The organism is Caulobacter vibrioides (assembly GCF_002858865.1).
Taxonomy (GTDB): Bacteria; Pseudomonadota; Alphaproteobacteria; order Caulobacterales; family Caulobacteraceae; genus Caulobacter; species Caulobacter vibrioides.
This window is the reverse complement of record NZ_PJRR01000013.1, coordinates 194,918-221,063: the sequence shown is the minus strand read 5'-3', so window position 1 is coordinate 221,063 and position 26,146 is coordinate 194,918. Positions and strand designations below refer to the sequence as shown.

Genomic DNA, 26,146 nt, shown 5'->3' with positions numbered 1-26,146 from the left:
AGTTGACGCGCCAGGCTCGCGCCGACCAAGGTCTTGTCGGGAGGACGAACCGATGAAGACGATGATCGCCGCGAGCGTTCTGGCGCTGCTGGTGGCGGGCGCCGCGCGGGCCGAGGTGACGGACGCTCAGCCGAGCGGGTTTCAGGTCCGCCATCAGGTCGTGATCGCCGCGCCGGCGACCACCGTGTGGAGCGTCCTGGTTCAGCCGTCGAAATGGTGGGCCTCGGCGCACACCTGGTCGGGGTCGGCCGCCAACCTGTCGCTCGGCGCGGCCTCGGGCGGCTGCTTCTGCGAGCGCCTGCCCAATGGCGGCTCGGTGCTGCACATGACGACGGTCCATGCTGCGCCCGGCCAGAAGCTGGTGCTGAACGGCGGGCTTGGCCCCTTGCAGTCGTCGGGCGCAAGCGGGGCGATGACCATCGTCCTGGCCGAGAAGGACGGCGCCACGACCGTGACGGTCACCTATGACGTCGGCGGGTACTTCAGGGGCGGGCTCGACAAGCTGGCCGCGCCCGTCGACGGGGTTCTGGGCCAGCAGGTCCAGGGCCTGAAGGCGGCTGTCGAGGGACGCTAGAGCCCTTTAGCTTTAGATGGAATCATCTAAAGCGTTTGAAAGGGCTCTAAGTGTTTGGTTTTAGAGCCTGTTTATCTGGTTTAGATGATTCCATCTAAACCAGACAGGCTCTAGACGCGCCGTCTTGACGCCCAAAGAAAAACGCCCGCGAACCTCTCGGTCGCGGGCGTCTTTGTTTCTGGAGCGCCTTAGAGTTTAGGCGCTCGCGGCCACGTCGCCGTCGCTGGCGCCCAGCAGGGCCATCTGCAGGCGTGAGCGGTCGCGGCGGGCGGCTTCCAGGGCCCCTTCGGCCAGGGCGGCTTCCGAGGTCAGGCGCTCGATGGTCGCCTGCAGCTCGGCGATCTTCGCCTCGTGATCGCGGCGAACCTGGTCTTGCGCTTCCTGCATCGCATCGAGGCGGGCGCGTAGCTGCTGAGCCCGTTCCTCGGCGCGCTTGAGGGCCTTTTCTTGCGCCACAGCGCTCTTGGCCAATTGATCGGCGCGTTCGATGGCCGTGGCGCGGGCGGTGTCGACGCCGGCGTGACGCTGGCGCAGGCCGTCGGCCTCTTCCTCCAGGGCCCGGATACGGTCGAGGGCGCGCTCCAGGGCGACATTGAGATCGCCGGCGCGGCGTTCCACCGCCTTCTGCTGGGCGCTGGAGTCGGCGAGACGGGCCGAGATCTGGCCGTTCATCTCTTCCAGCTTGTCGGCGCGACCCGTAGCGGTCTCCAGGCGCGTCTGCAGAGCGGAGATCTCGGCGCGGTTGGCCTCGACCTGGCTTTCCAGGCCGCGGATCGTGCGACCGCTGTCGGCCTGATGCGCCGCCAGGGCGTTTTCGACGGCCTGAACGCGGGCGCGCTCGGCGGCCAGCTGGGCTTCAAGATCGGTTTCGATGCGCGACAGGCGGGCCAGGTCCAGCCCGGCCTGATCGACGCGCTTCTTCAGCGTCGCGGCTTCCTCGCCCAGCAGGGCGTTGTCCTGGTTGGCGCGAGCCAGGGCGGCCTCGGCGTCGCCACGGCGAGCGTCGATGTCCTGGGCCTGGACGCGCAGGCCTTCGACGTCCTGCACGAGGTGCTCGATGCGGGCGGTGGCGTCGCGCAGCGAGGCGTCGAGGCTGGAGACCTTCAGGTCCGACTGCAGCAGGGCGTTGCGCAGGCGGTCGATCTCAAGGGCGTTGTCTTCCAGCGCCGCGTCCTGGGTCTGCCGACGGGCGTCGGATTCGCCGAGCGCCGTTTCGGCGGCGGCGAGGCGGGCGGAAACCTCGCGTTCCTCGGCCTGGATCAAGGCGATCTGGCGCTGGGCCTGGTCGAGATTGGCGCGCACGGCGATCAGCTCGGCGTGCTCGGCGCGACGGGCTTCGAACTCCTGGCTGACAGGGCCGCGGATCTCGGCGATCAGCGGTTCGATCGCCTTCAGATGCTCCATCACCCGGCCGATGCTGTCCAGGCCGCCATGGATGGTCTCGTAGCGCTGACCGATGGCCTGGGTGGACTCGATCTGGTGCTGCATGGCCTCGGCGCGAGCTTCATCACCCAGAACGGTGGGCTTGCCGTTCTTGGTTTCGCGCGAGTTCTTCGACAGCAGTCTCATTCGGCCCACCTTCGCCCCATGCGAGTCCTCGGCGTCCAGAAGTGGACGGCTCGGCGGACGCCGCGAATCTGTTACCCAGAGGTTAACAACTTAGTTTACGGACAAGATGAATGTCGAGGGGCCGACGCCGCGACCGGGCGTCGCGGCCCTGTTCAAATCTCTAAATTCTGGGGATGGAGCGCGGCTTCCGCCGCCAGCGTCCGGGCGACCGCCGATACAACCGCCGCGATACGCAGGGCGGCCTGGATTTGGGTGGGCTCAACGCCCCGTCCGCGAAGCTCGGCCTCGTGGCTGTCGAGGCACGCGCCGCAGCCATTGATCGCCGACACAGCCACGCAGGACAGATCGTAGGTGACGCCTCGCGCGCCGGCGTGGGCGAGCCGATTCAAGCGAAGCCGGGAGGGTAGGGCCTGATAGGCCGCGCCTTCCATCAGATGCACCGCGCGAAAATAGACATTGGTCATCGCCATCATGGCGGCCGCCTTGCGGGCGGCGCGGTTCGCCTCGGCCGTCAGGCCTGCTGCGGTCGCCGCCGCGTCGATCGCGCGAAGCGTCTGCGGCTCGCCGACCGCGCAGGCGCTGGCGACGAAGCACCCCCAGCGCGCCTCCGGATCGAGGGCGGGATCGTCGACCAGCAAAGCGAGATTGGTCCCAAGATCGTGGGCGTAGTCGGGCAGGCGGGCGCGCAGGGCCTCGATCGACACGTGATGCTCCATGGCCATCGATGACGAAGTAGCATTGGGCGCAGCGTTCGTCCCGGTCCGAACCGCAAGGGGGAAGGCGGCAGGACCGGGAGGCGCCAGACATCCGGGTCGGGGTGGGGAGACATCACCGGACGCTTCGACAGTCTGACGGTAGACGGGGCTTGAGCCTTGGTCCAATCGATAGTTTTTTGAAAACGAATAGATACGCCCTATATGCGAAGCTATGCTGTTACCCACGCTCCGCCAACTCCAGTATCTGAAGCTCCTGTCGGAGCACGGTTCGTTCAGTCGCGCCGCCGAGAACGCGCACGTCACCCAGCCGACCCTGTCGGCCGGTATCCAGGAGCTGGAGAAGATCCTGGGCGCGCCGGTCGTTGACCGGGCGCGGTCGGGCGTGATCCTCACCGCCGCCGGGCAGGAGGCTGTTCGACGCGCGGAGGACATCCTCGCCCGGGCCGAGGACCTGGTGCAGGCCGCGCGCGGCGCTGGCCAGCCGCTGGCCGGCCGGTTCAGGTTGGGCGTGATCCCGACCGTGGCGCCCTATCTTCTGCCCCGCGCACTGCCGGTGCTCCGCGACCGTTTCCCGAAGCTGAAGCTGTTCCTGCGCGAGGATCTGACGCATCGGCTGATCGGCGCCTTGAAGACCGGCGCTCTGGACGCGGCGCTGATCGCCCTGCCCTACGACATGGGCGGCCTGGACTGGGCGCATGTCGAGGATGATGAGCTGCTGGCGGCCGCGCCGGCCAACCACCCCATGGCCGCCTCGACCCAGGTGGATCCTGACAGCCTGGCCGGCGAGGACCTGATCCTGCTGGAGGACGGCCACTGTCTGCGCGACCATGCCCTGGCGGCCTGCGGGCTGGAGCCGCCGCGCGGGGTTGGCGAGGAAGAGACCTTCGCGGCGACCTCGCTGCCCACGCTGGTGCAGATGATCGGTTCTGGTCTGGGCGTCTCGTTCCTGCCGAAGATGGCGGTTCAGGCCGGGCTGACCGACAAGGCGGCCGTGACGGTTCGTCCCCTGGCGACCGCCCATCCCAGCCGCGAGATCGTCGTGGCCTGGCGTGCGGGCTCCAGCCGGGGCGTCGAGGGACGCCTGCTGGCGGACACCTTGCGGCAGGCGGTCTGATAGACCTCAGTGGGTCTGAGAGATCGGACCTTCGGCTCGGCCCTCGACGAACTGGCGCACATAGGGGTTGTCGGTGGTGGCCAGCTCCGCCGCCGGACCCCGCCAGATGATCTTGCCCCCATGCAGCATGGCGATCTCGTCGCCGATCGTCTGGGCCGAGGCCAGGTCATGGGTGATCGACACCGCCGTCGAGCCCAGGCGACGCACCTGGTCGGAGATCAGCTGATTGATCGCCGCCGCCGTGATCGGATCCAGGCCCGTGGTGGGCTCGTCGAAGAACAGGATTTCCGGCCGGGCCACCACGGCGCGGGCCAGACCCGCGCGCTTCTGCATCCCGCCCGACAGCTCCGAGGGAAACCTTTCCGCGACATCGGCCGAAAGCCGCACCTGCTCCAGCGCCTCGATCGCGCGGTCTCGCGCTTTGCGGCGTGGAACCCCGTCGGCGTTGATGAGCCGAAAGGCGACGTTTTCCCAGATGGTCAGGCTGTCGAACAAGGCTGCGCCCTGGAACAGCACCCCGACACGCGAGAACAGCTTGCGCCGCTGGGTCTCGGACAGACCGACCACGTTCTTGCCGTCCAACTCGATCGCCCCGGCTTCTGGACGCAGCAGGCCCAGCGCGGTCTTGATGGTCACCGACTTGCCCTGGCCCGAACCGCCGATGATGACCAGCGAGCGGCCGGGGGCGACGGACAGGTCGAGCTGGTCGAGGACCTTGCGATCCCCGAACTGCTTGGTGACGCCCTTCCAGGCGAGTTTTGGAACCTGGCTCGTCATGACATGTGCGTGAAAAGGGTGGTCAGGAGATAGTCCGTGGCGAAGATCAGGATCGCCGAGGAGACCACCGCGTGGGTCGTGGCCCGGCCGACGCCGCGCGCGCCGCCCGAGGCGTTGTAGCCGTGATAGCAGCCCATCAGGGCCACGATGAAGCCGAACACCGCCGCCTTGATCAGGCCCGAGATGATGTCCCAGCTCTCAAGGAAGTCTATGGTGTTGCGGATATAGACGGTCGGATTGAACTCCAGCACCCGCGTGGCCACCAGCCAGCCGCCGGCGATGCCGATGATGTCGGCCACGGCGGTGAGCAGCGGCAGCGTCAGCACCGCCGCCAGCAGGCGGGGCGCGACCAGATAGCGGAAGGGGTCGGTCGACAGGGTGCGCATGGCGTCGATCTGCTCGGTCGCGCGCATGGCCCCGATCTCGGCGGCGATGGCCGCCGAAACCCGGCCGGCCAGCATCAGCGCTGCGAGCACGGGGCCCAGCTCGCGCGTGATGCCCAGCGCGACGATCTGCGGCATGACCTGCTCGGCGTTGAACCGGCCCCCGCCGGTGAAGATGTTCAGCGCCAGGGCCGCGCCGGTGAATACGGCGGTAAGGCCTACGACCGGCAACGAGAAGAAGCCGATCGCGACGATCTGCCGGCGCAGCTGGCTGAAGAACCAGATCGGCGTGAGGGCCGCGATGACCCCGCGCACGGCGAAGACGCCGACCGCGCCGACCATGCGCACGGTGGCCAGGGTCGAGCGCCCCAGGGCCTGGATGGGATGGGTGGCGACCCGCCGGGCCGCCTCGGCCGCGGTCATGTCAGTAGCTCTCGGCCGGCTGGGTGGCCGGATTGGCCTCGGCGGGCGTCGAGGTCGCCGCCGCGCCGCCTTGCGGCCGGATCACCGAGCCGATCAGGCCGAACAGATCGACGGCGCCTTGCGTGTTCTCGATCTCGCCGCCCGGCTTCAGGTCGTCCAGTGACGCGCCGGGCGCGATGGCCACGTGGGCCCCGCCCAGCAGGCCGTCGCTGGTGATCTTGGCGGTGGAGTCCGCAGGCAGCTTGACCGTCGGGTCGATGCTCAGCTTGGCCACGGCCAGATAGGTCTTGGGCTCCAGCGTAATCTGCGAGACCGTGCCGACCTTGACGCCCGCGACCGTGACCGCAGCCCCCGGGGCCAGCGAGCCGGCTTCGCCGAACTTGGCGCTGATCTCGTAGTCGCCCCGCTTCATGTGCACGCCGCCCACGGTCAGCGAATAGGTCAGGAACCCCGCCGTCAGGGCGAGGACGACCACGCCCATGGCCGTTTCGGCCCATTGTTCGCGCAATGCCATATGCCGTTGTCCTTCCAGTCCAGGTCCCGCCTAGCGACGACCCGAGCCGCCCTTCTGAAGCTGGTTGATCAGCACGTCGATGTTGCCGCCGGCGTTGTCGATCGTCGACACGAAGTCCTGCTGCTGGGTGATCGCCAACCAGATTCCCTTGAACTGGACATCGACCACCTTCCAGGCGCCGCCACTGTTCAACACGCGCCAGGAGACCGGCACCGGCTGGCTCAGCTGACCGCCGGCGACCACGGTGTTGACGATCACGTCGCCGGGCTTGCGGACGACCGAGCCGGTCACCTTCAGCTGTTCGCCGCGATAGTCGCTGATGCGGCTCTGGTAGACGTTCTCGGCATAGGTCCGGAATACCGGCGTGAACCTGGCCCGCTGCTCCGGCGTGATCGTCCGGGCGTACTTGCCCAGCACGAAGTTGGTGATGCGCGGCACGTCGGCCAGTTCGTCCACGGCCTGGTGGAAGACCTGCTTCTTCTGGGCTTCGCTCATGCTCTTGCTGGCCAGCACGCTGATCACGCGCTGGGCCTTGGTCTGAACAAAGGCCTCGGCGGCCGGGTCGCGCGCGCCGCTCTGGGCCAGGGCGGGGGAGGCGGCGGAAAGCGCGGCGCCGAAGAACGCCAAAGCCGCGACGCTGGCGCCGCGGCGGGTGATGGAGGTGTTTCGCATAGAGTTACCGGGGAGGGTCATGGATTGGGCGTCGCCGATGAGGTGTTCGGTTCGGACGGCGGCGCGTCGAAATCAGGGAGCGCTTCGCTCTCGCCGGTGGCTTCGCGGACGAAGGCCTCCCGATACTGCGCATAGGCGGAGCGGGTGGTGACGTAGGGGTCGGACGCGTCCTTCAGCGCTTCGTATGCGGAGTCTGTCGTGGCGCGCAGGTCGACCACGGTGATCGCCGTGCGGGCCCGACCGAAGTCGGTGTCCAAGCCGCCCACGAACAGCGAGACCGGGTCAGTGACGATATCGAGCGCGCGGCCGACGCCGTCGCGAACGTTCAAGGGGCCCATCAGGGGCACGTAGATATAGGCTCCGGGGCCTGCGCCCCAGCGGCCGAAGGTCTGGCCGAAATCGGCGCCGCGCGGCGGCAGGCCCATCTTGGCGGCGACGTCGAACAGGCCCGCCACGCCGACCGTGGAGTTGACCACGAAACGGGTGCTCGAGCGCACGGCCTGACGCGGCTTGCCTTGAAGAACCTGGTTCATCACCGTGTTCGGCTCGCCCATATTGTAGATGACCAAGCTGACCCGGTCGCGGACGACGCGCGGCGTCACCGCCATATAGCCGTGGGTGATCGGCGCCAGCAGCGCACGGTCCAGCCCCATGCCGAGCTTGAACGAGGCCCGGTTGAAGCCTTCCAGGGGATCATTGGCGGCCGGACCGGCCGAAGCGAGCGGCGCAGGCTCGGCTTGCGCCTGCGCGTTCGACGCCGCCGCCAGAAGGCCGGCGGCCGCCAGGGCGCCGACGGCGAGGTGACGTCGGAACCCTTGTGGGCGCGCGCTTTGATGCCGGTCGCGCAAGCGGATGCTCCTGCTTCTCATAGGCGCCATGTATTCACGACGCCCTCCGTATCAAGATTGAGGCCGACTATTTCGCTTACGCTTGAACGCCTGAGCGCAAATCGCCTGGGCGTCGCGCGACTCAGTCACGCCCGCCGCGAGCCTTACGATGTGATCCACCCACCGGCGCACTGGAACCCCTTGGGCGCGGGGGCTTCGCGGTTTGTCGGCAAGCGTGGCGCCGGCGCCGCGCCCGTCGAGCCTGTCCGTATTTAGATATATCGAAATGCGCTCTTGACGATCGCCATTTTCGATATATCTGTAATTCCGATATAACGAAACAGGATCTAAAACATGTTTGGACGACATTATTCCCACCGCAGCGCGTGGGGTGGCCACGCGGGCCAGCATCACGGTCGGCATCCGTTTGGCTTTCACGGTCACCATCACGGTCCCCGGGGGCGCGGCGGACGCATGGGCCGCTTCTTCGACCACGGCGACCTGCGCCTGGTGGTGCTGAAGCTGATCGCCGACAAGCCCAGCCACGGCTACGAACTGATCAAGGCGATCGAGACGGCGGCGGGCGGCGCCTATACGCCTAGCCCCGGCGTGGTCTATCCGACCCTGACCCTGCTCGAGGAGCTGGGCTATGTCGTCGCCAGCGAGGCCGGCGGCGGCAAGAAGCTCTATACGATCACGCCGGAAGGCGAGGCGTTCCTGGTCAGCAACGAACAGCCTGTGCGCTCGCTGTTCGAGCGCATGGCCGAGGCCGCTTCGACCAGCGCCGCGTTCTCACCGCAGATCCTGCGGGCGCGGGAGAACCTGAAGACCGCTCTTCGGCTCAAGCTGCACGGCGGCCAGCTGACGGCCGAGCAGATCGCCGGCATCGCCAAGGCGCTGGATGACGCCGCAGCGACCATCGAGACCCTCTGAGGAACAAGCGACGATGGAAAGCCACGCTCGCGTCGCCACCGACAAGGCGGCCCGCTACATGATCCAGCTCGCCAAGCACTGGAGTCACAAGTTCGACGTTCGTTACGACGAGGCCTCGGCCTATTTTCCGCTGCCGCTCGGCCTCTGTCGCATGACGGCCCACGCGGACAGTCTCGACATCACCGTCGAGGCCGCCGACCAGGAAGGCCTCGCCAGGCTTGAAGACGTGGTGGCCAAACATCTGGACCGCTTCGCCTTTCGGGAAGGCGAGCTGAAGTACGGCTGGACGCGGGAGGCGTGACGCCTAGAGCATTTTCCGATCTGTTTGGATCGGAGAAATGCTCTAGCCCTTTGTATTAACGCATTTTCTGACGACGAACCGGATCCACTTCGTCGGAAAATGCTCTAGACGTCAGTGCAGTCCGCGCAGCAGGTCGATGCGTCGCATCGCCTTGCCGGGGAGTTCCGAGATGCGCCCCAGCGGCAGGGCCTCGGCCACACTGCGTACCCCGTAGACCGCGTGGCGGACCAAGCTCGGCATCGAGGGCGAGCCCAGGAAGCCGAACACCACGCGCTGCTGGGCGTTGGAGAGCTCGCGCTTGAAGCGGTAGTCGCCGGTTCCGAGATCCAGCCGCATGTACGGCGTCCCGTCCATGCTCTTCAGGATGTCCTGGAACAGCATCATGCCCGGCGAATAGCGCTCGAGGTCGGGATTGTGGGCGATCAGCCAGCCGTGGATCGTGTGCTCGCCACGAAGGTGCAAGTGCACGGCCGCGAGGCGCTCGCCCAGATGCAGGGTGTAGAGCGCCCCGCCAAAATCGGTGTCGCGGCGCGCGAACAGATCATCCAGCAGCTTGTTGACCCACGGCGCCTTGAAGAGGTCGGTCTGGTGGGTCAGCAGCAACTGGACCCGCTTCCAGGCGATCAGCTGATCGAACGCCGCCCGGCTCTCCGACATTGCGGTGAAACGGCAGGGACCGACTTCGCGCTCGGCCTTGCGGCGCTTCTTGTCGATATCCTTGAGCACGCCGACACCCGCGGCCTTGCGCTCGGCGGCATAGGCTTCGTAGCCGTCGGGTGTTTCGACGACCCAGCTGTCGGTCTGGCCGCGCGCATGGCGACCCAGCGTCTCGTCGTCAGCCATCATGTGGCAAAAGTCGATCCGACCCACGCCGAGCACGTGCAGCAGGTCGCGCGGGTCCATGGTCACGCCGGGCGCGGAGATCAGGGCCTGATAGTCGCACATCGGCGCGCCCACAGGCATGGCCACGTCCTGACGCACCCGCACCGGCAGGAAGGCCAGCGCCTCGCCCTCGGGGCCACGCTGGATCGCGACCTTCACCTGGTCACCCTTGTCGCCCTGGGCGCGTGCGACAGACAGGGTCCACTGGGGTGAGAGGAACGGGGAATCGAGCCGCGTCTGGCCGTGCTGCAGCTGCGTCCACCGCGCGACATCGGCGTCCGAAAGTTCCAGCGCTTTGACGATTTCGATGGGCAAAATGGGCCAGTCCGACAGAAGAGTCGGACAGCACTCTGATGCCGAGAGATTGCCTTAGGGTTGACGGGACGCCGGTATGCGAGGCTTTGCGCCGCTCGCCTCTCCTTAAGGGCGAGCGGCGCCGGCCGTGTCAGTCCATCAGCTTGCGCGTCAGATAGACATATTCCAGCGCCTGGCGGCGCGCCGTCTCGGCCAGGTTGGCGCTGGCCGCGTGACCCCCGTCGACATTCTCGTAGTAGAGCACCGGATAGCCCAGCTCCATCAGGCGCGCGGCGGCCTTGCGAGCGTGGGCCGGGTGCACGCGATCGTCCTTGGTCGAGGTCTCGATGAACACCTCGGGGTACTTCTGGCCGGCCTTGAGGTTGGAATAGGGGTCATACTTGGCGATCACGGCCAGCTCCGACGGAATGGCCGGGTCGCCGTATTCGCCCACCCACGACGCGCCCGCGCCGATCTGGCTGTAGCGGATCATGTCGAACAGCGGCACCTGCACGACGATGGCGTTGTAGAGCTCGGGCCGCTGGGTCAGGGCGACACCCATCAGAAGACCACCGTTCGAACCGCCCATGATGCCCAGGCGACGCGGCGAGGTGATCTTGCGCGTGATCAGGTCCTGCGAGACGGCGAAGAAGTCATCATAGACCTTCTGGCGGTTCTCCTTGAGACCGGCCGAGTGCCAGGCCGGACCGAACTCGCCGCCGCCCCGGATATTGGCCACCACATAGACGCCGCCGCGCTCCAGCCACAGCTTGCCCATCGTGCCCGAATAGCCGGGTGTCAGAGGCACCTGGAAACCGCCATAGGCGTAGAGCAGGGTCGGGGCCGAACCATCGTACTTCACGTCCTTGGGCCGCACGACGAAATAGGGAACCTTGGTTCCATCCGTGCTGGTCGCCTCGAACTGCTCGACCACGTGCGTCGAGGCGTCGAAGCGGGCCGGCGAGGCCTTGATCTGCTCCAGCTTCAGCGAACCGGCGTCGGCCAGCCAGAAGGTGGTCGGCGTCAGATAGCCGGTGACGGTGACGAACAGGCGCTCGCCCTTGTCGTCGGACGAGCCCAGGCCGATCGCGCTGTTGGCCGGCAGGTCCAGCGCCTGGGCGGTCCAGCCCTTGGGTCCGTGGGTGAACACCTTGGCCGCGCCCTTGACGTTGTCGAGCATGCCGACGACCAGCTTGGTGCGGGTGGTCTGGACCTGCTCCACCGACTGGCGGGCCGTGGGGCGTAGCACCAGCGTGGCCACAGCCTTGTCCGGGGCCGCTTTCAGCTTGGCCAGATCGAAGCTGATCAGGTCGCCGACCTTGAAGCCCTTCGCCGGCCAGTCCTGCTCCATCAGGACAACCATCTGGCCGTCGACATAGCCCTGGATCGAGCTCTTCAGCGGCAGGTCGAGTTTAACGGGCTTGTCGCCCTCGATCAGATAGGTCTCGCTCTCGAAGAAGGTGACGCCACGCGTGGCCATGACCGCGACGGCCTTGCCGTCGGCGTCACGCAGCACGAACGGGCTGACCGAAACGTCGGTCTCGACGCCGCGGAAGACTTCCTTGGCCTGATCCAGGGGCTGCCCGCGCTTGAGCGCTTTCAGGACATAGGCGTAGCCCGACTTGGTCAGCTCGCCCGGCTTCCATTCGCGGCCGACCAGCAGGGTGTCCTTGTCCAGCCAGGTGTAGTTCTGCTTGCCCTCCGGCAGTTCGAAGCCGCCGGGGACAAAGGTCTTGGTGGTGGTGTCGAATTCGCGAACCGTCACCGCGTCCTTGCCGCCGTTCGACAGGGTGATGAGGCAGCGGGTGTCCTCCGGCGGCAGGCAGCCGGCGCCCTTGAACACCCAGTTGGCGTTCTCGGCCTTGGTCAGGGCGTCGATGTCGAGGATCGTCTCCCAGGCGGGCTCGGCGGTGCGGTAGCTGTCCAGCGTCGTTTTGCGCCAGATCCCCCGAACATGATCCTTGTCCTGCCAGAAGTTGCGCAGGGAACCATCGCCGGCGAACGACACGCCGGGCACGCGGTCCTTGGCGTTCAGGATGGCCAGGGCCTTTGACTCTAGGTCGGCATAGCGCGCGTCGCCCTGCAGCACGGGCAGCGAGCGGGCGTTCTGAGCCTTGGCCCAGTCCATCGCGCGCGTCCCCTCGATCTCCTCCATCCACAGATAGGGATCGTCCTTGCCCAGTTCCGACAGGGGCGTGCGGGCCTCGGCGGCGGGTTTGCCCGTGGGCTTTGCGGTGTCGGCGGCGATGGCGGGGGTCAGGGTCATCAGGCTCGTGGAAGCGAGGAGGGCAAGCAGGGACTTACGCATCTAGTGATCCATCAACTGGCGCGACAGGTAGGTGTAGTGCAGGGCCCAGCGGCGGGCGTTGGCCTTGGGGTCGGCCCCATTGGCGTGGCCGCCGTCGGTGTTCTCGAAATAGAGGTTGTCGACCTTCAGGTCGTCCAGACGGGCGGCGAACTTGCGCGCGTGGCCCGGATGGACGCGGTCGTCCTTGGTCGAGGTCGTGATGTAGGCCAGCGGATATTTCACGCCCGCCTTCAGCTTCTGATACGGGCTATAGGCCTCGATCCAGGCGCGTTCGGCCGGGATGGCCGGATCGCCGTACTCGCCGATCCACGAGGCGCCCGCCGGCAGCTGGGTATAGCGGATCATGTCCAGCAGCGGGCTTTCCACGATCACGGCGTTCCACAGGTCGGGCCGCTGGGTCATGGCCACGCCCATCAAGAGGCCGCCGTTCGAGCGGCCATAGGCGCCCAGATGGCGGGGCGAGGTGATCTTCTTGGCGATCAGGTCCTCGGCCACGGCGAAATAGTCGTCATAGGCGCGCTGGCGGTTGGCCTTCAGCGCCGCCTGGTGCCAGCCTGGGCCAAACTCCCCGCCGCCCCGGATATTGGCCACGGCGTAGCTGCCGCCCCGTTCGAGCCAGAGTTTTCCGATCAGCGGGTCGTAGACGGGCAGCTTCGACAGGTTGAAGCCGCCATAGGCGTGCAGCAGCAGCGGGTTCTTGCCGTCGTGCTTGTGACCCTTGGGATGGATCAGGAAGTAGGGGATCTTGGTCCCGTCCTTGGAGGTGGCGACCTTCTGCTCGACTTCCAGCTTGCTGGCGTCGAACTGGGCGGGCAGGGCCTTGATCGTCTGGGCGGTGGTCCCGGTGGCGTCGGCCAGTTTCAGCTGGGTCGGGGTGGCGAAACCCTCGTCGGTGTAGAAAACCAGATCGCCCTCGTCCGAGTGCGAGCCTAGGGTCACGGCGGCGTTGTCGATGACGGGCAGGTTGGTCTTGACCACCCCGCGTTCGCCCCGGTTCTCAAGGCTGACCAGCGAGCCGCGCACATTGTCATAGACGACCGCGACCACGCGATTGTCGGTGACCGTGGCCTGGGCGATCGACTGCCGCGGCCCCGGCGAGAGGATCGCGCAGGGGTTACAGCCGTTCGACGCCACGATCTCGGCGCCGGGACGCAGGCGCTCGGGCGAAACCAGGGCCAGGCTGCCGGCGGGGATGGCGACGCCGGCGAAGGTCCAGGGCTCCTCGGTCTTTACGACCAGCAAGCCGTCCAACATGCCGACAATGCCACCCTTCTTGGGCAGCGGCAGCGGCGCCAGACCCTTGGGTGTCCATTCGAAATAGAGGCTGTTGAAGAAGTCGGTCGCCTGTTCGATCAGCACCACGCGGCCGCCCTTGGCGTCGCGAATGACGTTCGGGCGCACCGACACGTCGCCCTTCTGGCCGCGATAGATCTCGACCGCCTGATCCAGGGCCTGACCGCGCTTGAGCGTCTTGACCACCATGCCATAGCCGCTGTCGGTGGTCGTGCCCGGCCCCCAGTCGCGGGTCAGGATCAGGGTGTCGGGATCCAGCCACTCGATCGACTGCTTGCTCTCGGGCAGGACAAAGCCGCCCGCCGCCGGATCGACGAAGGTCTTGGTGGTGAGGTCGAACTCACGGACGGTCACCGCGTCCTTGCCGCCATTGGAGAGGTTTACCAGGCACCGGTCGTGGGTCTTGGGGCGGCAGTCGGCGCCCTTCCAGATCCAGTTCTTGCCCTCGGCGGCTGAGAGCGCGTCCAGGTCGATCACCGTCTCCCACTGGGGATCGGCCGACTTGTAGGACTCAAGGCTGGTGCGCCGCCAGACGCCGCGCACGTGGGTCGCGTCCTGCCAGAAGTTGAACACCGTCTTGCCGACGAAGTTGGGCATGGCGATCCGGTCCTTGGCGGCCAGGATCTTCAGGGCCTCCGCCTGCAGGCCCGCAAAGCGCGGATCGCTTGAGAGCAGCGGCAGGGTCTTGTCGTTCTCCGCCTTCACCCAGGCCAGGGCCTCAGGGCTTTCGACGGCCTCGAGGGCCAGGTGCGGGTCGGTCTCCTGGGCTCGCGCGGAGCCGGAGGCCAGGAGGACAAGGGCGAGAGCGGCGGCCGAGCCGTGGCGGAGCGTCATCATGGCTGGGGACGGTATCGAACATTCCGTCGCGCGCCAGCCCACTTTTCGAATGTCTTGAACCGGGAAACGGCCCGAGCGTGGGCGATCATGCCCCGCGTCGCCGCGTCCCCTGACTTGGCGCGGCTTTTCCACTATATAGCCCGCCATGAGCCGCACCTTCCTGAAGATGAACGGGCTGGGCAACGACTTCGTCGTCGTCCAGACCCTGACCGAGAGCTTTGATCCGACCCCTGAGCAGATCCGTGCGATCGCCAAACGGGACGGAGGGATCGGCTGCGACCAGGTCATCGCCATCGATCCGCCCAGGGCCGAGGGCGCGTCGGCCTATGTCCGGTTCTGGAACTCGGACGGGGAAGTCGCCGGCGCCTGCGGCAACGGCACGCGCTGCGTCGCCTGGCTCCTGATGCAGTCGGCCGGCAAGGACGCGGTGGCCTTCGACACCGTGGCCGGGCGCCTGTCGGGTGTTGCGGCCGGCGACAAGCTGGTCACGGTCGACATGGGTCCGCCCGGTCTCGACTGGACCCAGATCCCGCTGTCTGAAGAGATGAACACCGAGCGCGTGGAGCTGCAGGTCGGTCCGATCGACGCGCCGCTGGTCCACACGCCGGTCTGCGTCTCGATGGGCAATCCGCATGTGGTGTTCTTCGTCGACGCGCCGGTCACCGACGACTTCGCGCGCGGCACGGGCAGCCTCGTCGAGCATCACCCGCTGTTCCCCGAGGGCGTCAATGTCGGCTTCGCGCACATCGCCAGCCGCGACCATATCCGGCTGAAGGTCTGGGAGCGCGGGGCGGGCCTCACCCAGGCCTGCGGCACCGGCGCCTGCGCGGCCCAGGTCGCCGCCGTGCGTCGCGGCCTGACCGATCGCAAGGCGCGGGTTGAGTTCGACACGGGCTCCCTGACCATCGAATGGCGCGAAAGCGATGGCCACGTGATCATGACGGGCCCGATCACCATGGAATACGCCGGCAAGCTGCCGGAGCTGGTCGCCGCATGAGCCTTCATCCCGCCCTTGCCGCCGGCAAGACGGCCGTCATCACCGGCGCCGCCGATGGCATCGGCCTGGCCGCCGCCAGGACGTTCCGCGAGCTGGGCCTCAATGTCGTCATGGCCGATGTCACCGGTCGCAAGCTCAAGCAAGAGGCTGAGGCGATCGGCGCTGTGGCTGCGCCCACCGATGTCGCCGACCGCGCGGCCGTCGAGGCTCTGAAAGCCGTCGCCCTGGAAAAATTCGGCGCGGTCGACGTGCTGATGAACAATGCTGGGGTCGGCGGCGGCGGCGACGCCTTCGCCGGCGACGACGCCTGGAAGCGCATTCTCGACGTCAATCTGTGGGGCGTGATCAACGGCGTGCAGGTGTTCGGCGAAGAGATGGCCCTGTCGGGGCGTCCCGGCCTGATCATCAACACCGGCTCCAAGCAGGGTATCACCCAGCCGCCCGGCGACACGGCCTATAATGTCAGCAAGTCGGCGGTGAAGGCCCTGACCGAGGGCCTGGCCCACACGCTGCGCCAGACCGAGGATTGCCAGGTCACCGCCCACCTGCTGATCCCCGGCTACACCTTCACCGGCATGACCAGGCGCGGTCCGGGCGGCAAGCCCGACGCGGCCTGGACGCCCGAGCAGGTGGTCCACTTCATGCTCGCCCGCATCGAGGCCGGCGACTTCTACATCTTGTGCCCGGACAACGACGTCAGCCGCGCGGTCGATGAGAGGCGCATGGCCTGGGCCATGGGCGACATCATCGAGAACCGCCCGGCCCTTTCGCGCTGGCATCCCGACTGGAAGGACGCCTTCGCGAGTTTCGCCTCGTCGGGCGTCGACAAGCCGTGACCACCTACACCGTCATCAAGGCGACCCCGAAGTCTCCGCCTGCAGCGGGCGAGGAGGGCGGTCCTGCGACCACCCTGTCAGGCCCCGACGGCGTCGACGTCGTCACCTTCGGCTGCCGGCTGAACGCCTATGAGAGCGAGGCCATGCGGGCCCGCGCTTCGGCGGACGGGCTTTCGGACGCGGTGGTGTTCAACACCTGCGCGGTGACCAACGAGGCCGTGCGCCAGGCCCGTCAGGCGATCCGCAAGGCGCGGCGCGAGCGGCCGGGCGCCCGGATCATCGTCACCGGCTGCGCCGCCCAGGTGGATCCCGCCGCCTTCGCCGCCATGCCCGAGGTCGATCTCGTTTTGGGCAACGCCGAGAAGGCCGCCCCCGGCGCCCTGACCGACACCTCCACCCGCGTGCGGGTCAACGACATCATGTCGATCAAGGAGACCGCCGGTCACCTGATCGATGGCCTGAAGGACCGGGCCCGCGCCTATGTCGAGGTGCAGAACGGCTGCGATCACCGCTGCACCTTCTGCATCATCCCCTATGGACGGGGAAATTCGCGCTCGGCCCCGGCCGGCGAGGTCGTCGAGCAGGTGCGCAAGCTGGCCGCCGAGGGCTATCTCGAGGTGGTGCTGACGGGCGTCGACGTCACGTCCTGGGGCGCGGACCTGCCGGGTCAGCCGACGCTGGGCCAGCTGGTCGGCCGCATCCTGCGCATGGTTCCGGACCTGCCGCGCCTGCGCCTGTCCTCGATCGACGCGGCCGAGATTGATCCGGATCTCTTCAAGCTGCTCGAAACCGAGCCGCGCCTGATGCCTTACCTGCACCTGTCGCTGCAGGCGGGCGATAACCTGATCCTCAAGCGGATGAAGCGCCGCCACAGCCGCGAGGACGCGCTGAAACTGGTGGCCGAGGTGCGCCGCGTGCGCCCCGACACCGCCTTCGGCGCCGACCTGATCGCGGGCTTCCCGACCGAGACCGATGAGGCCTTTGAGAATACCCTCAAGCTGGTCGAGGAGGCGGGTCTGGCCTTCCTGCATGTCTTCCCCTACAGCGCCCGCCCCGGCACGCCGGCGGCGCGGATGCCGCCGGTCAAGGGGCCGGTGATCAAGGACCGCGCCCGCCGCCTGCGCGAAGCCGGGCAGCGAGGCCTGGAACGCCACCTTCAGCGCCAGGTCGGCCGCGTGCTCTCCGGACTGGTCGAGCGCGACGGCGTGGCCCGGGCCGAGGACTTCACCGAGATCGCCTTCGCGGGCGAAGCGCCCTCCGGCCAGATCCTGGCCTTCCGCGTCACCGGCCATGACGGCGCGCGGGTGATCGCCGAGCTGGCGGCATGACCCTGAGCGGCGGCTGCCAGTGCGGCGCCGTCCGCATCATCCGCGACGAGGCCGGCTATGCGGCGGTCCTGGCTGAATTCGAAGCCTGTTTCGATCACGAGCCCGTCCCCGGCAGTGAAGACGGTGATCGGTTCGAGCTGCTGGGCCTGCTTCTGGCCAAGTATGAGGAAGAGCATTTTCCAATGCCCGAAACCGGTCCGGTTGAGGCCATCCGCTTCGCTATGGACCGCCGGGGGCTTGGGCAGTCGGACCTGGCTGAACTTCTGGGCTCGCGATCCCGCGCCTCGGAAATCCTCAGCGGCCGCCGCGACCTGACCCTGCCGCAGATCAGGTTGCTTTCGAAGGCCTGGGGCATCCCGGTTCAGGCCCTGATCTGCGAGATCGAGCCCGCCTGATCCCGGCTCGCCCTGCCCCCCCGCCACGGCCATGAAAAAACCGGGCCGGACAGGGTCCGACCCGGTTCTTCTGCAGATCGCCCGGCGAACCGGGCGAGCGCTTAGCCGCCTGCGCCGGGCGCCCCCGGGAGGGCGGTCGTCTTGCGGGTCTTCCAGAGCGACCAGCCCACGCCCGCCGCCAGGATGGCGAAGGTGATCGACAGCGACAGGGTGGCCGGGAATTTCTCCCAGCCCAGGGCGTCGGCGATGAAGATCTTGCCGCCGATGAACACCAGCAGCACGGCCAGGGCCTGCTTGAGGTAGGCGAAGCGGTGCAGCACCGCCGCCAGGGCGAAGTACAGCGCCCGCAGGCCCAGGATCGCCATGATGTTGGAGGTGTAGACGATGTAGGGGTCGGTGGTGATGGCGAAGATGGCCGGCACCGAGTCGACGGCGAACACCAGGTCGGCCAGCTCCACCAGCACCAGGGCCAGGAACAGCGGGGTGGCCAGGCGGGCGGCCTTGCCGGTGCGCGGGTCGATGCCCTGAACGAAGAAGCGGTCGCCTTCCAGCTTGTCGCTGATCGGCATGACGCGACGCAGCCACTTCAGGGCGGCGTTGTTGGTCAGGTCCATGGGCTTGTCGCCCGCAAACAGCATCTTCACGCCGGTCAGGATCAGGAAGGCGGCGAAGATATACAGCACCCAGCCGAACTGGCTGACCAGGGCTGCGCCGACGCCGATCATGATGGCCCGCAGGACGATCACGCCCAGCACGCCCCAGAACAGCACCCGGTGCTGCAGGGCCGGAGGAATGGCGAAGAAGCCGAAGATCAGGGCGATGACAAAGACATTGTCGATGGCCAGGCTTTTTTCGATCACGAAGCCGGTCAGGTATTCGACCCCGGCGGTCGCGCCCAGCTGCATCCAGACCAGGCCGCCGAAGCCCAGGCCCAGGCTGATATAGACCAGCGACATCAGCAGGCTTTCGCGTACGCCGATTTCACGGGTCTTGCGGTGCAGGACGCCTAGGTCGAAGGCGAGCAGGGCCACTACCGCCAGCATGAAGCCCGCCCACATCCAGAGCGGTTTGCCGATCACCGGCAGGGTCAGAATATCCATGATCTCGTTCAATCGTTAGCAGTGGACGAGGCGGCGGCGATGGGATCGCCCCCGGGGTTTGTCTCGCCCTTTTAAGGGTGAGCGCGCCGCTTGGTGAGCGGCGCGCTATTTAGGTCTAGCTTTATGCCCGAATGTCCAGCCGTCCCGCGGTGAGCGGGCGGGGCGCCGGGCTGCGTTCGACCCGGTCAGGCTCGGTGACGGGCTTGGCGGTGGGCTGGCTGGCGTGTGACGCGGCCTGCACGAACGTCTGCTGGGCCATCCGCAGCGCGACCCAGTTCGAAGGGATTGAGGTTCCGACTCTCATCGTCGGCCTCGCTCGGCGACAAGGTCGAACTGCACCGGGCTCAGCGACAGCAGGCTGCAGATCCGGAGCAGAACATCCCGCTCCTCTGCGTCAAAACCACCGTCCGAGGCGGCGACCACGCAGGCGGCGTTGACCACCGCCCGCGCCGCATCGTCGCGTCCGCGCAGGCGTCGGATGGCGATCTCAGCCTCGAACTGAGCGCCCTCCGGATCTTGCTCGAAGCGACGTTCCAGCGCTTCGAACGCCTCCAGGGCGTCGTCGATCCCGAACACGGCCAAGGCCGCCAGGCTACGCATACGCTCCAGCATCCGCTCGCGCTCGTCAGGCGTCACCCAGCCGTCGGCCCGAGCGACGAGCGCGCAAACGGCCACAAGGGCGTCGAGCTGGTCGAGCTGGGCGGGGGTCCAGGTTTCAGCGATCCGCACACGTGCGGCATGGATAGGGTTCAGGGACATGTTTGCTCTCCTCTGTTGGGAGGGCGCGCCTGACACCGGGCTGGCGGGGTTCGGGGGGGGGCGACCCTTGGACCCAACGCCGGGCGCGCCCGACGCGGTCCGACATCACGATCGCGCTTTTCAGCACGAGGGTCGTCAGAGGGGCCCGGCCCGCACAACAGATATTGGGTGAAGCTGCGGCCAGCGCAAGGGGTAAACCCTGGGCGACAGGCTGGCGTTTTGCGACCTACTGCCGCACATCGCCCGAAACCTCGCCCTCGGCGAACCCGGGAAGGCTCCAGCCGAACAGGATCGCGCAAGCGCGAAGGCCAAACGCGGCGATAAAGCCGGCGATGCCCGCGGGCCAGAAGGCGACGCCCATAAGCTTCAGCACCGCGAACACGCCCGCGCCCAGAAGCGCGGCGGTGATGTAGATTTCCCGACGCAACAGAAGGTTCGGTTCCTCGGCCAGCACGTCACGAATGACGCCGCCGAAAGCGGTGGTCAGCACGCCCATCACCACAGCGCTGATCGGATGAACGCCAAGCCCAAGCGCCTTGGCCGTCCCCACCACGGCGTAGGCGGCCATGCCGAGCGCGTCGAGCCAGAGCAGCGCCCGGAACCGCCAGCCGCGCTTGCCCATCAGCCAGACGACGGTGGCGGCGGCCAGACAGGCCAGGATGTAGCCCGGCCGCTGCACCCAGAACACAGGGGCTCCGATCAGCAGGTCGCGCAGCGTGCCCCCGCCCACGCCGGTGATGGCGGCGAAAAATCCGAAGGTGATGATGTCATGCTTGCGCCGGGCGGCCGCGAGGGCGCCGGTTGCCCCGAACACCGCCGCAGCGGCGTAGTCGAGCCAGAAAAGCGCGGTTCCGAGCGGGTCAAGCTGCAAGTCCATGCCCCTCCATCGCACGCGTCCGCGTGCGGCGCTAACCATTGACCGTTAAATCCCGATTTACACTTTCGCCCGTTCGACTAAAGGGGCGCGGATGAGCGATAAGCCCGAGCAGAAAAAAGGCTGGTTCCAGCGCCTGACGTCCGGCCTGACCCGGTCTTCCCAGGCGATGACCGAGCAGGTCACCGGGGTCTTCACCAAGAAGGCCCTGGACCAGGAGCAGCTGGACGCCCTCGAGGAGATGCTGATCGAGGCCGACCTTGGTCCGCAGATCGCCGCGCGCATCACGGAAGCTTTCGGCAAGGCGCGGTTCGGCAAGTCGTCGACCGACGACGAGGTCAAGGAAGCCCTGGCCGAACTGATCGCCGCCGAGCTTGCCGACCGTCAGGGCGACTTTGATCCGCTGAACGGACCGCGTCCCTATGTCGTGCTGTTCATCGGCGTGAACGGGTCGGGCAAGACCACGACTCTGGGCAAAATCGCCGCCGACCTGACCGAGAAGGGCGCGCGGGTTCTGATCGCCGCCGGCGACACGTTCCGCGCCGCCGCCGTAGAGCAACTGAAGGTCTGGGCTGATCGCGCCGGGGCCGACTTCATGTCCAAGCCCACCGGCTCGGACGCCGCCGCCCTGGCCTACGAGGCCGTGGAGCGCGCCAAGGCCGAGCACTATGACGTCGTTCTGATCGACACCGCCGGCCGCCTGCAGAACAAGCAGGGCCTGATGGACGAGCTCCTCAAGGTCATCCGCGTCGTGAAGAAGGTCGATCCGGACTATCCGCACGAGACCCTGCTGGTCCTGGACGCCACCGTCGGCCGCAACGCCCTGGCCCAGGAAAAGATCTTCGGCAGCCAGGTCGGGGTCTCTGGTATTGTCATGACCAAGCTGGACGGCACCGCTCGCGGTGGTGTCCTGGTGCCCGTGGCGCGCGCCTCCGACAGCCCGATCAAGCTGATCGGCGTCGGCGAGGGCGTCGAGGATCTGCAACCGTTCGACGCCCGCGCGTTCTCGCGCTCGCTCGTCGGCCTGAAGGATTAATCCGTGAGCGAAGCTTCGCCGGACGATCAAGGGGCCAAGAAGCCCAACAATGGCTGGGTGCGGACCGTCGTCGACTACGGTGCGGCGATCGCCTTCGGCGTGGCCTATTTTGTCACCAAGGACTTCCAGAAGGCGACCTGGGTTCTGGTCGCCGCTTCGGCCGCCGCCCTGGCGATCGGCTATGCGGTCGAGCGGCGCCTGGCCATGCTGCCGCTGTTCTTCGGCGGCATGGCGCTGGTTTTCGGGACCCTGGGCCTGATCTTCGGTTCCGACGTATTCGTGAAGATCAAGGTGACGGTGATCAACCTGGCCCTGGCCAGCTTCCTGGTCGGCGGCGTGCTGTTGAAGCGTCAGCCGCTGAAGGTCATCATGGGCGAGGCCCTGCATCTGCCGGACGCGGCCTGGCGCACCCTGACCCTGCGCTACGGGGCCTATTTCGCGTTTGTCGCCATCATCAACGAGGTGGTGCGCAACACCCAGGATACCGACACCTGGGTGAAGTTCCGCCTGGCCCTTCTGCCGGTGGCCCTGGTGTTCGTCGCCACACAGCTGCCATTCATGATGAAGCATATGGCCAAGGGCGACGACGCCAAGGCCGTCGAGCCCCCGGACGCCGGCTTTTAGGTATCCGCCGTCCACGGACCGTTGTCGTCAAATCGACGTGTTAAGATGCTAGCTCTCATCCAACGGCCGAGCAGGGCCGCGCGAGCAGGGGGCTGCGGCAATGGCCAAGGGCAAGGGCGACAAGCTGGGCGCGGGTCTTCTGGAGCGCTCGCCCAGTCACCTGCTGCACCGCGTGCTGCAACTGGCGCTTGATATCTACGCCGAGGAATGTGGGAACGCCGGGGTGACCCAGCGCCAGTTCGCGGTGCTGGCCGCCGTGGCTGAGAACGAGGGCGTCACCCAGACAGCCCTCGTGCGGGCCACCGGCATCGACCGCTCCACCCTGGCCGACATGGTCGCCCGCATGATCACCAAAGGCCACCTGGAGCGTCAGCGCAGCAGCGAGGACGCCCGGGCCAATAGCGTGCGTCTCACCGACGCCGGCCGCGAGGCGCTGGAGGCGATTCGTCCGATGGTCGCCATGGCCGATGCGCGCATCCTGGCGCTTTTGAAGCCCAGCAAGCGCGATGGCTTCCTGGATCTGCTGTCCGATATGGCGGGTGCTGACCTTCACCCGGCCGAAGCTGAGCCGAAAGCCAAGAAGATCAAGGCGCCGAAGGCCGAGAAGCCCAAGAAGGACAAGAAGCCCAAGAAGGACAAGGCCGCCAAGAAGGCGGCCTGACGGGCTTAGACGACAATATTCAGAAGCGACCCGGGCCGCAGGATCCTCTGCGGCTGGGCGTCGGGCTGCACGAACGGCTTTTGCGGGGCCTGGCGCTGCTGGGGCTGGGCCATGGTCTGCATCTGCACCGTCGAGGGCGCCACGGCCGGACGGGTCGGCGCGGCGTCGCCCAAGGCCGCCTGGAAGAAGGCCGCGCGCGTTGAGGCGCCCTGACCCGCAGCGGGGGTCGAGGTCGTTTTCGACGGGACGGTAGGCCAACCGGCGGGGCGGACGGTGCTCATGACTCGCAGACTAACATGGTTAACGGATCGTCGGCGAGTATGGTCAACGCCGGGTTAACGCGCTAGCTCCGCGACCTGAGAGCGCACCTGGCGCGACACGGGACGACGGGAGGCCCCATGAACCGGCAGAAGATCATCTTTCTGGTCGTGCTCGGCGCGGTCGCGGTGTTCATCGCCGCGATGGTGCGTTCGATGCTGCCGACCCATCAGGTGCTGGCGAACGGCTATCAGGTGTCGGTCGGCGGCAAGGGTGAGACGTGGGTGCGGACGCCGGACCGCAAGGCGCTGATCACCGAGGTGACCTCGGTCTGGGCCTCGCGCGATCGCATGCTGATCGAGCGCCATCCGACGGACGACAAGCCGCCGTTCAAGCTGCTCGACTGCGACTATCAACTCGGCGTGGGCCGCGAAGCCCTGCGGTTGATCCCCGCCGCCGAAGCGCGTGCGATGATGCCGGGACTCCGGCGCGAGGCCGCCTCGCCCAAGACCTGCGTCAAGTAGCGGTTATTTCGCCTGCTTCAGCAGGTCCTCCGCCGCGTCGGGCGTCAGCGGGCCGGTGTGCTTGGCGATGATCACGCCATCAGAGCCGACCAGATAGGTCTCCGGCACGCCGGTGACGCCGAACTCCAGGCCTGCGCGGCCATCGCGGTCCACACGCTTGGCGGCGAAGGGATCGCCGAGACGGGTCAGGAAGGCCTGGGTGTTGGCCGGGGCGTCCTTGTAGGCGATCCCGACCACCGTCACGCCCTGGGCCTTCAGCGCCATCAGTTGCGGGTGCTCCACCTCGCACGGCGCGCACCAGGAGGCGAAGAAATTGACCAGGATCGGACCCTCGCCGGTCTGGCGCAGCGGCGCCGGGCGACCGGTGTCCAGATCGGGCAGCATCAGGACGGGCATGGGCTTGCCGACCAGGGCCTGGGGCTGCACGCGGGGATCACGCTGCAGCGCATAGCCGGCGAACAGCACCGCCAGGGCGACAAGGACGATCAGCGGCGAAAAGGCCAGCCAGCGCTTCACGGACGGTTCTCGTCCAGTTCGGCCTGCAGGCGGTCGACCTCGCGACGCCAGCGACGGGCCATGGCCAGGCTGTCGCCGATAAGCCAGGCGAAGGCGACCGCAGAAATCGCGAAAGCCGGCCACAGATAGACGGCGTACTTGCCCGCGTCGAAGTCGAAGCTCATCGCGCGCCCTCCGCCAGCTTCAGGGACAGGCTCCGCGCCTTGCGACGCCAGACCAATGCCCGGATCCGCACCAGCCACAACGCGCCAAAGCCGCCGAGATAGGCCAGGGCCATGAAGGCGGCCGGCCAGGCATAGACCGCCGGCAGGTGGTCGCCCTTGTCGGCGAAGAAGGTCGACGAGCCCTGGTGCAGGGTGTTCCACCAGTCGACCGAGAACTTCACGACCGGCAGGTTGATCACGCCGACCAGGGCCAGGATGGCGGCCGAGCGCGCGGCCTTCTGTTCGTCCTCGAGCGCGCCGCGCAGGCCCATGTAGCCCAGATAGAACAGCAGCAGGACGAGCACCGAGGTCAGGCGCGCATCCCAGACCCAATAGGTCCCCCACATCGGCCGGCCCCACAGCGATCCGGTGATCAGGGCCAGGACGGTGTAGACCGCGCCGATCGGCGCGCAGGCCTGCGCCGCCAGGTCCGCCAGCACATGCCGGTAGACCAGCGACAACAGGCTGGCGATCCCGAGGCAAAGATAGATGAACATCGACAGCGACGCGGCCGGGATATGGATGAACATCATCCGCACCGTATCACCCTGCTGATAGTCCTCGGGGACCATGAAGGTCAGGGTCAACCCGATGACGGCGGCGACGGCGGACAGGCCGCCAAGCCATGGCGCAGCCCATCGCGAGAAGGCCATGAACCGCTCGGGGTTGGTCAGGAAGTCGAACGTGTGGCGGGCGTCCATGCAGGCTGCTTAGTGCGGCCGGCGCGCCTGGGCAATGGCCGTATCGCTACGGAGGGGAAGCGGCGTCCTCAAGGGCGCCGCTTCCGCCGCGCGGGCAGGGTCAGCCGACCTTGCGTTGGAGGATCACCTTACGGTCGCCGCCCTTGAACATGGCGGGGCCCTTGGTGTCGAAGCGATGGACGAAGACGCGCTCTCCGCCGCCCATGCCGTCCTCGCCCATGCCCAGCACGTCGAAGGTCTTCTGCTGGCTGGGCGTGAGGGCGGTGTAGAAGGCGCGGGTGGCCTCGGCGCGCTTCTTCATGGCGTCAGCGGCCTTGGTCATGCGGTCGAGACGCTCCAGGGTGGTCGGCGGCGTGCGCTCGGTCCATTCCATCTTGTCGCCGTCGGCCTTGTCGCCCTTTTCCTTTTTGACGGCCTCACGCTTGACCTCGATCTTCGGCGTCGTCGCCTCGACAAAGGCCTTCAAGGCGCCGTCCTGGTCCGGACGCAGTTGCAGAACGTCGCGCAGGCGTTGAGCGCGCTTTTCCGGGTCCGCCGAGCGGCCGTGGCGCATCACCATCATGTCCATGCCGGGACCCGCCATGGCCATCATGCCCTCTATGGGCATGGGCGGCAGCGGCGGCAGTGGGGGCAGGGGCGCTTCGGGCGGCGGGGGCGGCGCCGGGGGGGCGGGCGGAGTCGGGACCTGCGCGAAAGCCGCGCCGGCGATCAAGGTGGAGAGGGCGGCGCTGGCGACGGCCAGCCGCGTGGAGGTTTTACGCATGGTTGTGAGCTCCCTGTCGTAGTCCGAGCCTGGAGCTTGGCCACGCGGTTATGGCGCGAAAATGTCCGGGTTCATGAACAATTCTACAGGTTTGCCCCATCGCGGTAACGGCGTTCGGCGTCGCTGGGCGGCTTAGCTGACAGGTTCTGGCGCT

At 67.4% G+C, this 26,146-nt stretch carries 31 protein-coding genes; 12 read left to right on the top strand and 19 right to left on the bottom strand.

Going from position 1 to position 26,146, the window contains the following annotated elements; all coding sequences use genetic code 11:
• Positions 1-52 precede the first annotated feature (52 nt).
• A complete protein-coding gene (locus CVUC_RS09305; protein ID WP_096034656.1) occupies positions 53-574 on the top strand; it encodes an SRPBCC family protein in 522 nt (173 codons plus the stop codon).
• A gap of 195 nt (positions 575-769) precedes the next feature.
• Here the strand turns inward: CVUC_RS09305 and creS are convergent, their stop codons facing one another.
• Together creS and CVUC_RS09295 are read right to left on the bottom strand one after the other, a co-directional pair.
• The gene (gene creS, locus CVUC_RS09300; RefSeq protein WP_015923341.1) at positions 770-2,143 is read right to left on the bottom strand and encodes a crescentin; all 1,374 of its coding nucleotides are present in this window, start codon (positions 2,141-2,143) and stop codon (positions 770-772) included.
• A gap of 152 nt (positions 2,144-2,295) precedes the next feature.
• Positions 2,296-2,847: a carboxymuconolactone decarboxylase family protein gene (locus CVUC_RS09295; protein WP_096034842.1), complete on the bottom strand. Its 552-nt coding sequence runs from the start codon at positions 2,845-2,847 to the stop codon at positions 2,296-2,298.
• 223 nt (positions 2,848-3,070) lie between these two features.
• Here CVUC_RS09295 and CVUC_RS09290 point away from each other — a divergent pair, with 223 nt between their 5' ends.
• Positions 3,071-3,973 carry a hydrogen peroxide-inducible genes activator gene (locus tag CVUC_RS09290; protein ID WP_010921524.1) on the top strand — a complete coding sequence of 301 codons (903 nt, stop codon included), beginning with the start codon at positions 3,071-3,073 and terminating at the stop codon, positions 3,971-3,973.
• Between the two features lie 6 nt (positions 3,974-3,979).
• Here CVUC_RS09290 and CVUC_RS09285 read toward each other — a convergent pair whose 3' ends face one another.
• Genes CVUC_RS09285 through CVUC_RS09265 form a run of 5 tightly spaced genes read right to left on the bottom strand, consistent with a single transcriptional unit; the run spans position 3,980 to position 7,620 of the window.
• Positions 3,980-4,750, bottom strand: coding sequence for an ABC transporter ATP-binding protein (locus CVUC_RS09285; RefSeq protein WP_096034655.1), 771 nt, complete (start codon positions 4,748-4,750; stop codon positions 3,980-3,982).
• The gene (locus CVUC_RS09280) at positions 4,747-5,556 is read right to left on the bottom strand and encodes an MlaE family ABC transporter permease (RefSeq protein WP_096034654.1); all 810 of its coding nucleotides are present in this window, start codon (positions 5,554-5,556) and stop codon (positions 4,747-4,749) included. Before CVUC_RS09280 ends, CVUC_RS09285 begins: the two co-directional genes overlap by 4 nt.
• A gap of 1 nt (position 5,557) precedes the next feature.
• Positions 5,558-6,070 (bottom strand): outer membrane lipid asymmetry maintenance protein MlaD, encoded by a 513-nt coding sequence (gene mlaD / locus CVUC_RS09275; RefSeq protein WP_096034653.1) that lies wholly within the window; start codon positions 6,068-6,070, stop codon positions 5,558-5,560.
• Positions 6,071-6,100: 30 nt separating this feature from the next.
• A complete protein-coding gene (locus tag CVUC_RS09270) occupies positions 6,101-6,763 on the bottom strand; it encodes an MlaC/ttg2D family ABC transporter substrate-binding protein (protein ID WP_096034652.1) in 663 nt (220 codons plus the stop codon).
• Complete coding sequence (locus tag CVUC_RS09265) at positions 6,760-7,620, bottom strand: MlaA family lipoprotein (RefSeq protein WP_010921519.1); 861 nt, start codon at positions 7,618-7,620, stop codon at positions 6,760-6,762. The genes CVUC_RS09270 and CVUC_RS09265 overlap by 4 nt, the downstream gene beginning before the upstream one ends.
• A gap of 303 nt (positions 7,621-7,923) precedes the next feature.
• On the opposite strand from CVUC_RS09265, the gene CVUC_RS09260 reads away from it, so the two are divergent.
• Positions 7,924-8,502, top strand: coding sequence for a PadR family transcriptional regulator (locus CVUC_RS09260; protein ID WP_164468251.1), 579 nt, complete (start codon positions 7,924-7,926; stop codon positions 8,500-8,502).
• Positions 8,503-8,515: 13 nt separating this feature from the next.
• The gene (locus tag CVUC_RS09255; RefSeq protein WP_205685759.1) at positions 8,516-8,803 is read left to right on the top strand and encodes a DUF2218 domain-containing protein; all 288 of its coding nucleotides are present in this window, start codon (positions 8,516-8,518) and stop codon (positions 8,801-8,803) included.
• Between the two features lie 111 nt (positions 8,804-8,914).
• On the opposite strand, the gene CVUC_RS09250 is transcribed toward CVUC_RS09255, so the two are convergent.
• The 3 genes from CVUC_RS09250 to CVUC_RS09240 form a co-directional block, all read right to left on the bottom strand.
• Complete coding sequence (locus CVUC_RS09250) at positions 8,915-10,000, bottom strand: GNAT family N-acetyltransferase (protein ID WP_096034649.1); 1,086 nt, start codon at positions 9,998-10,000, stop codon at positions 8,915-8,917.
• Between the two features lie 130 nt (positions 10,001-10,130).
• The gene (locus CVUC_RS09245) at positions 10,131-12,287 is read right to left on the bottom strand and encodes a prolyl oligopeptidase family serine peptidase (protein WP_096034648.1); all 2,157 of its coding nucleotides are present in this window, start codon (positions 12,285-12,287) and stop codon (positions 10,131-10,133) included.
• Positions 12,288-14,549 carry a prolyl oligopeptidase family serine peptidase gene (locus CVUC_RS09240; protein WP_096034841.1) on the bottom strand — a complete coding sequence of 754 codons (2,262 nt, stop codon included), beginning with the start codon at positions 14,547-14,549 and terminating at the stop codon, positions 12,288-12,290.
• A 13-nt stretch (positions 14,550-14,562) separates the two neighbouring features.
• Between CVUC_RS09240 and dapF the strand changes: the two genes are divergently transcribed.
• Genes dapF through CVUC_RS09220 form a run of 4 tightly spaced genes read left to right on the top strand, consistent with a single transcriptional unit; the run spans position 14,563 to position 17,973 of the window.
• The gene (gene dapF / locus CVUC_RS09235; protein WP_096034647.1) at positions 14,563-15,414 is read left to right on the top strand and encodes a diaminopimelate epimerase; all 852 of its coding nucleotides are present in this window, start codon (positions 14,563-14,565) and stop codon (positions 15,412-15,414) included.
• Entirely contained in the window at positions 15,327-16,250 is a 924-nt protein-coding gene (locus CVUC_RS09230) for an SDR family NAD(P)-dependent oxidoreductase (protein ID WP_164468250.1), read from the top strand. Before dapF ends, CVUC_RS09230 begins: the two co-directional genes overlap by 88 nt.
• Positions 16,247-17,578: a tRNA (N(6)-L-threonylcarbamoyladenosine(37)-C(2))-methylthiotransferase MtaB gene (gene mtaB, locus CVUC_RS09225; RefSeq protein ID WP_096034645.1), complete on the top strand. Its 1,332-nt coding sequence runs from the start codon at positions 16,247-16,249 to the stop codon at positions 17,576-17,578. The genes CVUC_RS09230 and mtaB overlap by 4 nt, the downstream gene beginning before the upstream one ends.
• Complete coding sequence (locus tag CVUC_RS09220; RefSeq protein ID WP_096034644.1) at positions 17,575-17,973, top strand: helix-turn-helix domain-containing protein; 399 nt, start codon at positions 17,575-17,577, stop codon at positions 17,971-17,973. The genes mtaB and CVUC_RS09220 overlap by 4 nt, the downstream gene beginning before the upstream one ends.
• A 101-nt stretch (positions 17,974-18,074) precedes the next feature.
• Here CVUC_RS09220 and CVUC_RS09215 read toward each other — a convergent pair whose 3' ends face one another.
• The 4 genes from CVUC_RS09215 to CVUC_RS09205 all read right to left on the bottom strand — a co-directional run bounded on the left by CVUC_RS09215 (position 18,075) and on the right by CVUC_RS09205 (position 20,709).
• On the bottom strand, positions 18,075-19,085 hold the full coding sequence (locus CVUC_RS09215; protein ID WP_015923336.1) for a TerC family protein: 1,011 nt from the start codon (positions 19,083-19,085) through the stop codon (positions 18,075-18,077).
• Between the two features lie 109 nt (positions 19,086-19,194).
• Positions 19,195-19,377, bottom strand: a complete 183-nt coding sequence (locus tag CVUC_RS19710) for a hypothetical protein (RefSeq protein ID WP_096054105.1) — start codon at positions 19,375-19,377, stop codon at positions 19,195-19,197.
• On the bottom strand, positions 19,374-19,832 hold the full coding sequence (locus tag CVUC_RS09210; protein WP_024265993.1) for a tellurite resistance TerB family protein: 459 nt from the start codon (positions 19,830-19,832) through the stop codon (positions 19,374-19,376). Before CVUC_RS09210 ends, CVUC_RS19710 begins: the two co-directional genes overlap by 4 nt.
• Before the next feature lie 226 nt (positions 19,833-20,058).
• A complete protein-coding gene (locus tag CVUC_RS09205) occupies positions 20,059-20,709 on the bottom strand; it encodes a trimeric intracellular cation channel family protein (protein WP_024265992.1) in 651 nt (216 codons plus the stop codon).
• Positions 20,710-20,800: 91 nt separating this feature from the next.
• Here CVUC_RS09205 and ftsY point away from each other — a divergent pair, with 91 nt between their 5' ends.
• From ftsY to CVUC_RS09190, 3 genes are all read left to right on the top strand, one after another.
• Positions 20,801-21,742 carry a signal recognition particle-docking protein FtsY gene (gene ftsY, locus CVUC_RS09200; RefSeq protein ID WP_010921506.1) on the top strand — a complete coding sequence of 314 codons (942 nt, stop codon included), beginning with the start codon at positions 20,801-20,803 and terminating at the stop codon, positions 21,740-21,742.
• Positions 21,743-21,745: 3 nt separating this feature from the next.
• Entirely contained in the window at positions 21,746-22,366 is a 621-nt protein-coding gene (locus CVUC_RS09195) for an inner membrane-spanning protein YciB (protein ID WP_015923335.1), read from the top strand.
• A gap of 100 nt (positions 22,367-22,466) precedes the next feature.
• Positions 22,467-23,027 carry a MarR family winged helix-turn-helix transcriptional regulator gene (locus CVUC_RS09190; RefSeq protein ID WP_010921504.1) on the top strand — a complete coding sequence of 187 codons (561 nt, stop codon included), beginning with the start codon at positions 22,467-22,469 and terminating at the stop codon, positions 23,025-23,027.
• A gap of 5 nt (positions 23,028-23,032) precedes the next feature.
• Here the strand turns inward: CVUC_RS09190 and CVUC_RS09185 are convergent, their stop codons facing one another.
• Positions 23,033-23,308 (bottom strand): hypothetical protein, encoded by a 276-nt coding sequence (locus tag CVUC_RS09185; protein WP_010921503.1) that lies wholly within the window; start codon positions 23,306-23,308, stop codon positions 23,033-23,035.
• A gap of 117 nt (positions 23,309-23,425) precedes the next feature.
• Between CVUC_RS09185 and CVUC_RS09180 the strand changes: the two genes are divergently transcribed.
• Entirely contained in the window at positions 23,426-23,809 is a 384-nt protein-coding gene (locus CVUC_RS09180; protein ID WP_096034643.1) for a hypothetical protein, read from the top strand.
• A gap of 3 nt (positions 23,810-23,812) precedes the next feature.
• On the opposite strand, the gene CVUC_RS09175 is transcribed toward CVUC_RS09180, so the two are convergent.
• The 4 genes from CVUC_RS09175 to CVUC_RS09160 all read right to left on the bottom strand — a co-directional run bounded on the left by CVUC_RS09175 (position 23,813) and on the right by CVUC_RS09160 (position 25,992).
• Positions 23,813-24,325, bottom strand: a complete 513-nt coding sequence (locus CVUC_RS09175) for a DsbE family thiol:disulfide interchange protein (RefSeq protein ID WP_096034642.1) — start codon at positions 24,323-24,325, stop codon at positions 23,813-23,815.
• Positions 24,322-24,489, bottom strand: coding sequence for a heme exporter protein CcmD (gene ccmD, locus CVUC_RS09170; RefSeq protein ID WP_010921500.1), 168 nt, complete (start codon positions 24,487-24,489; stop codon positions 24,322-24,324). The genes CVUC_RS09175 and ccmD overlap by 4 nt, the downstream gene beginning before the upstream one ends.
• Positions 24,486-25,229: a heme ABC transporter permease gene (locus CVUC_RS09165; RefSeq protein WP_096034641.1), complete on the bottom strand. Its 744-nt coding sequence runs from the start codon at positions 25,227-25,229 to the stop codon at positions 24,486-24,488. Before CVUC_RS09165 ends, ccmD begins: the two co-directional genes overlap by 4 nt.
• A gap of 100 nt (positions 25,230-25,329) precedes the next feature.
• Complete coding sequence (locus CVUC_RS09160) at positions 25,330-25,992, bottom strand: Spy/CpxP family protein refolding chaperone (protein ID WP_101685811.1); 663 nt, start codon at positions 25,990-25,992, stop codon at positions 25,330-25,332.
• Between the last annotated feature and the right edge of the window lie 154 nt (positions 25,993-26,146).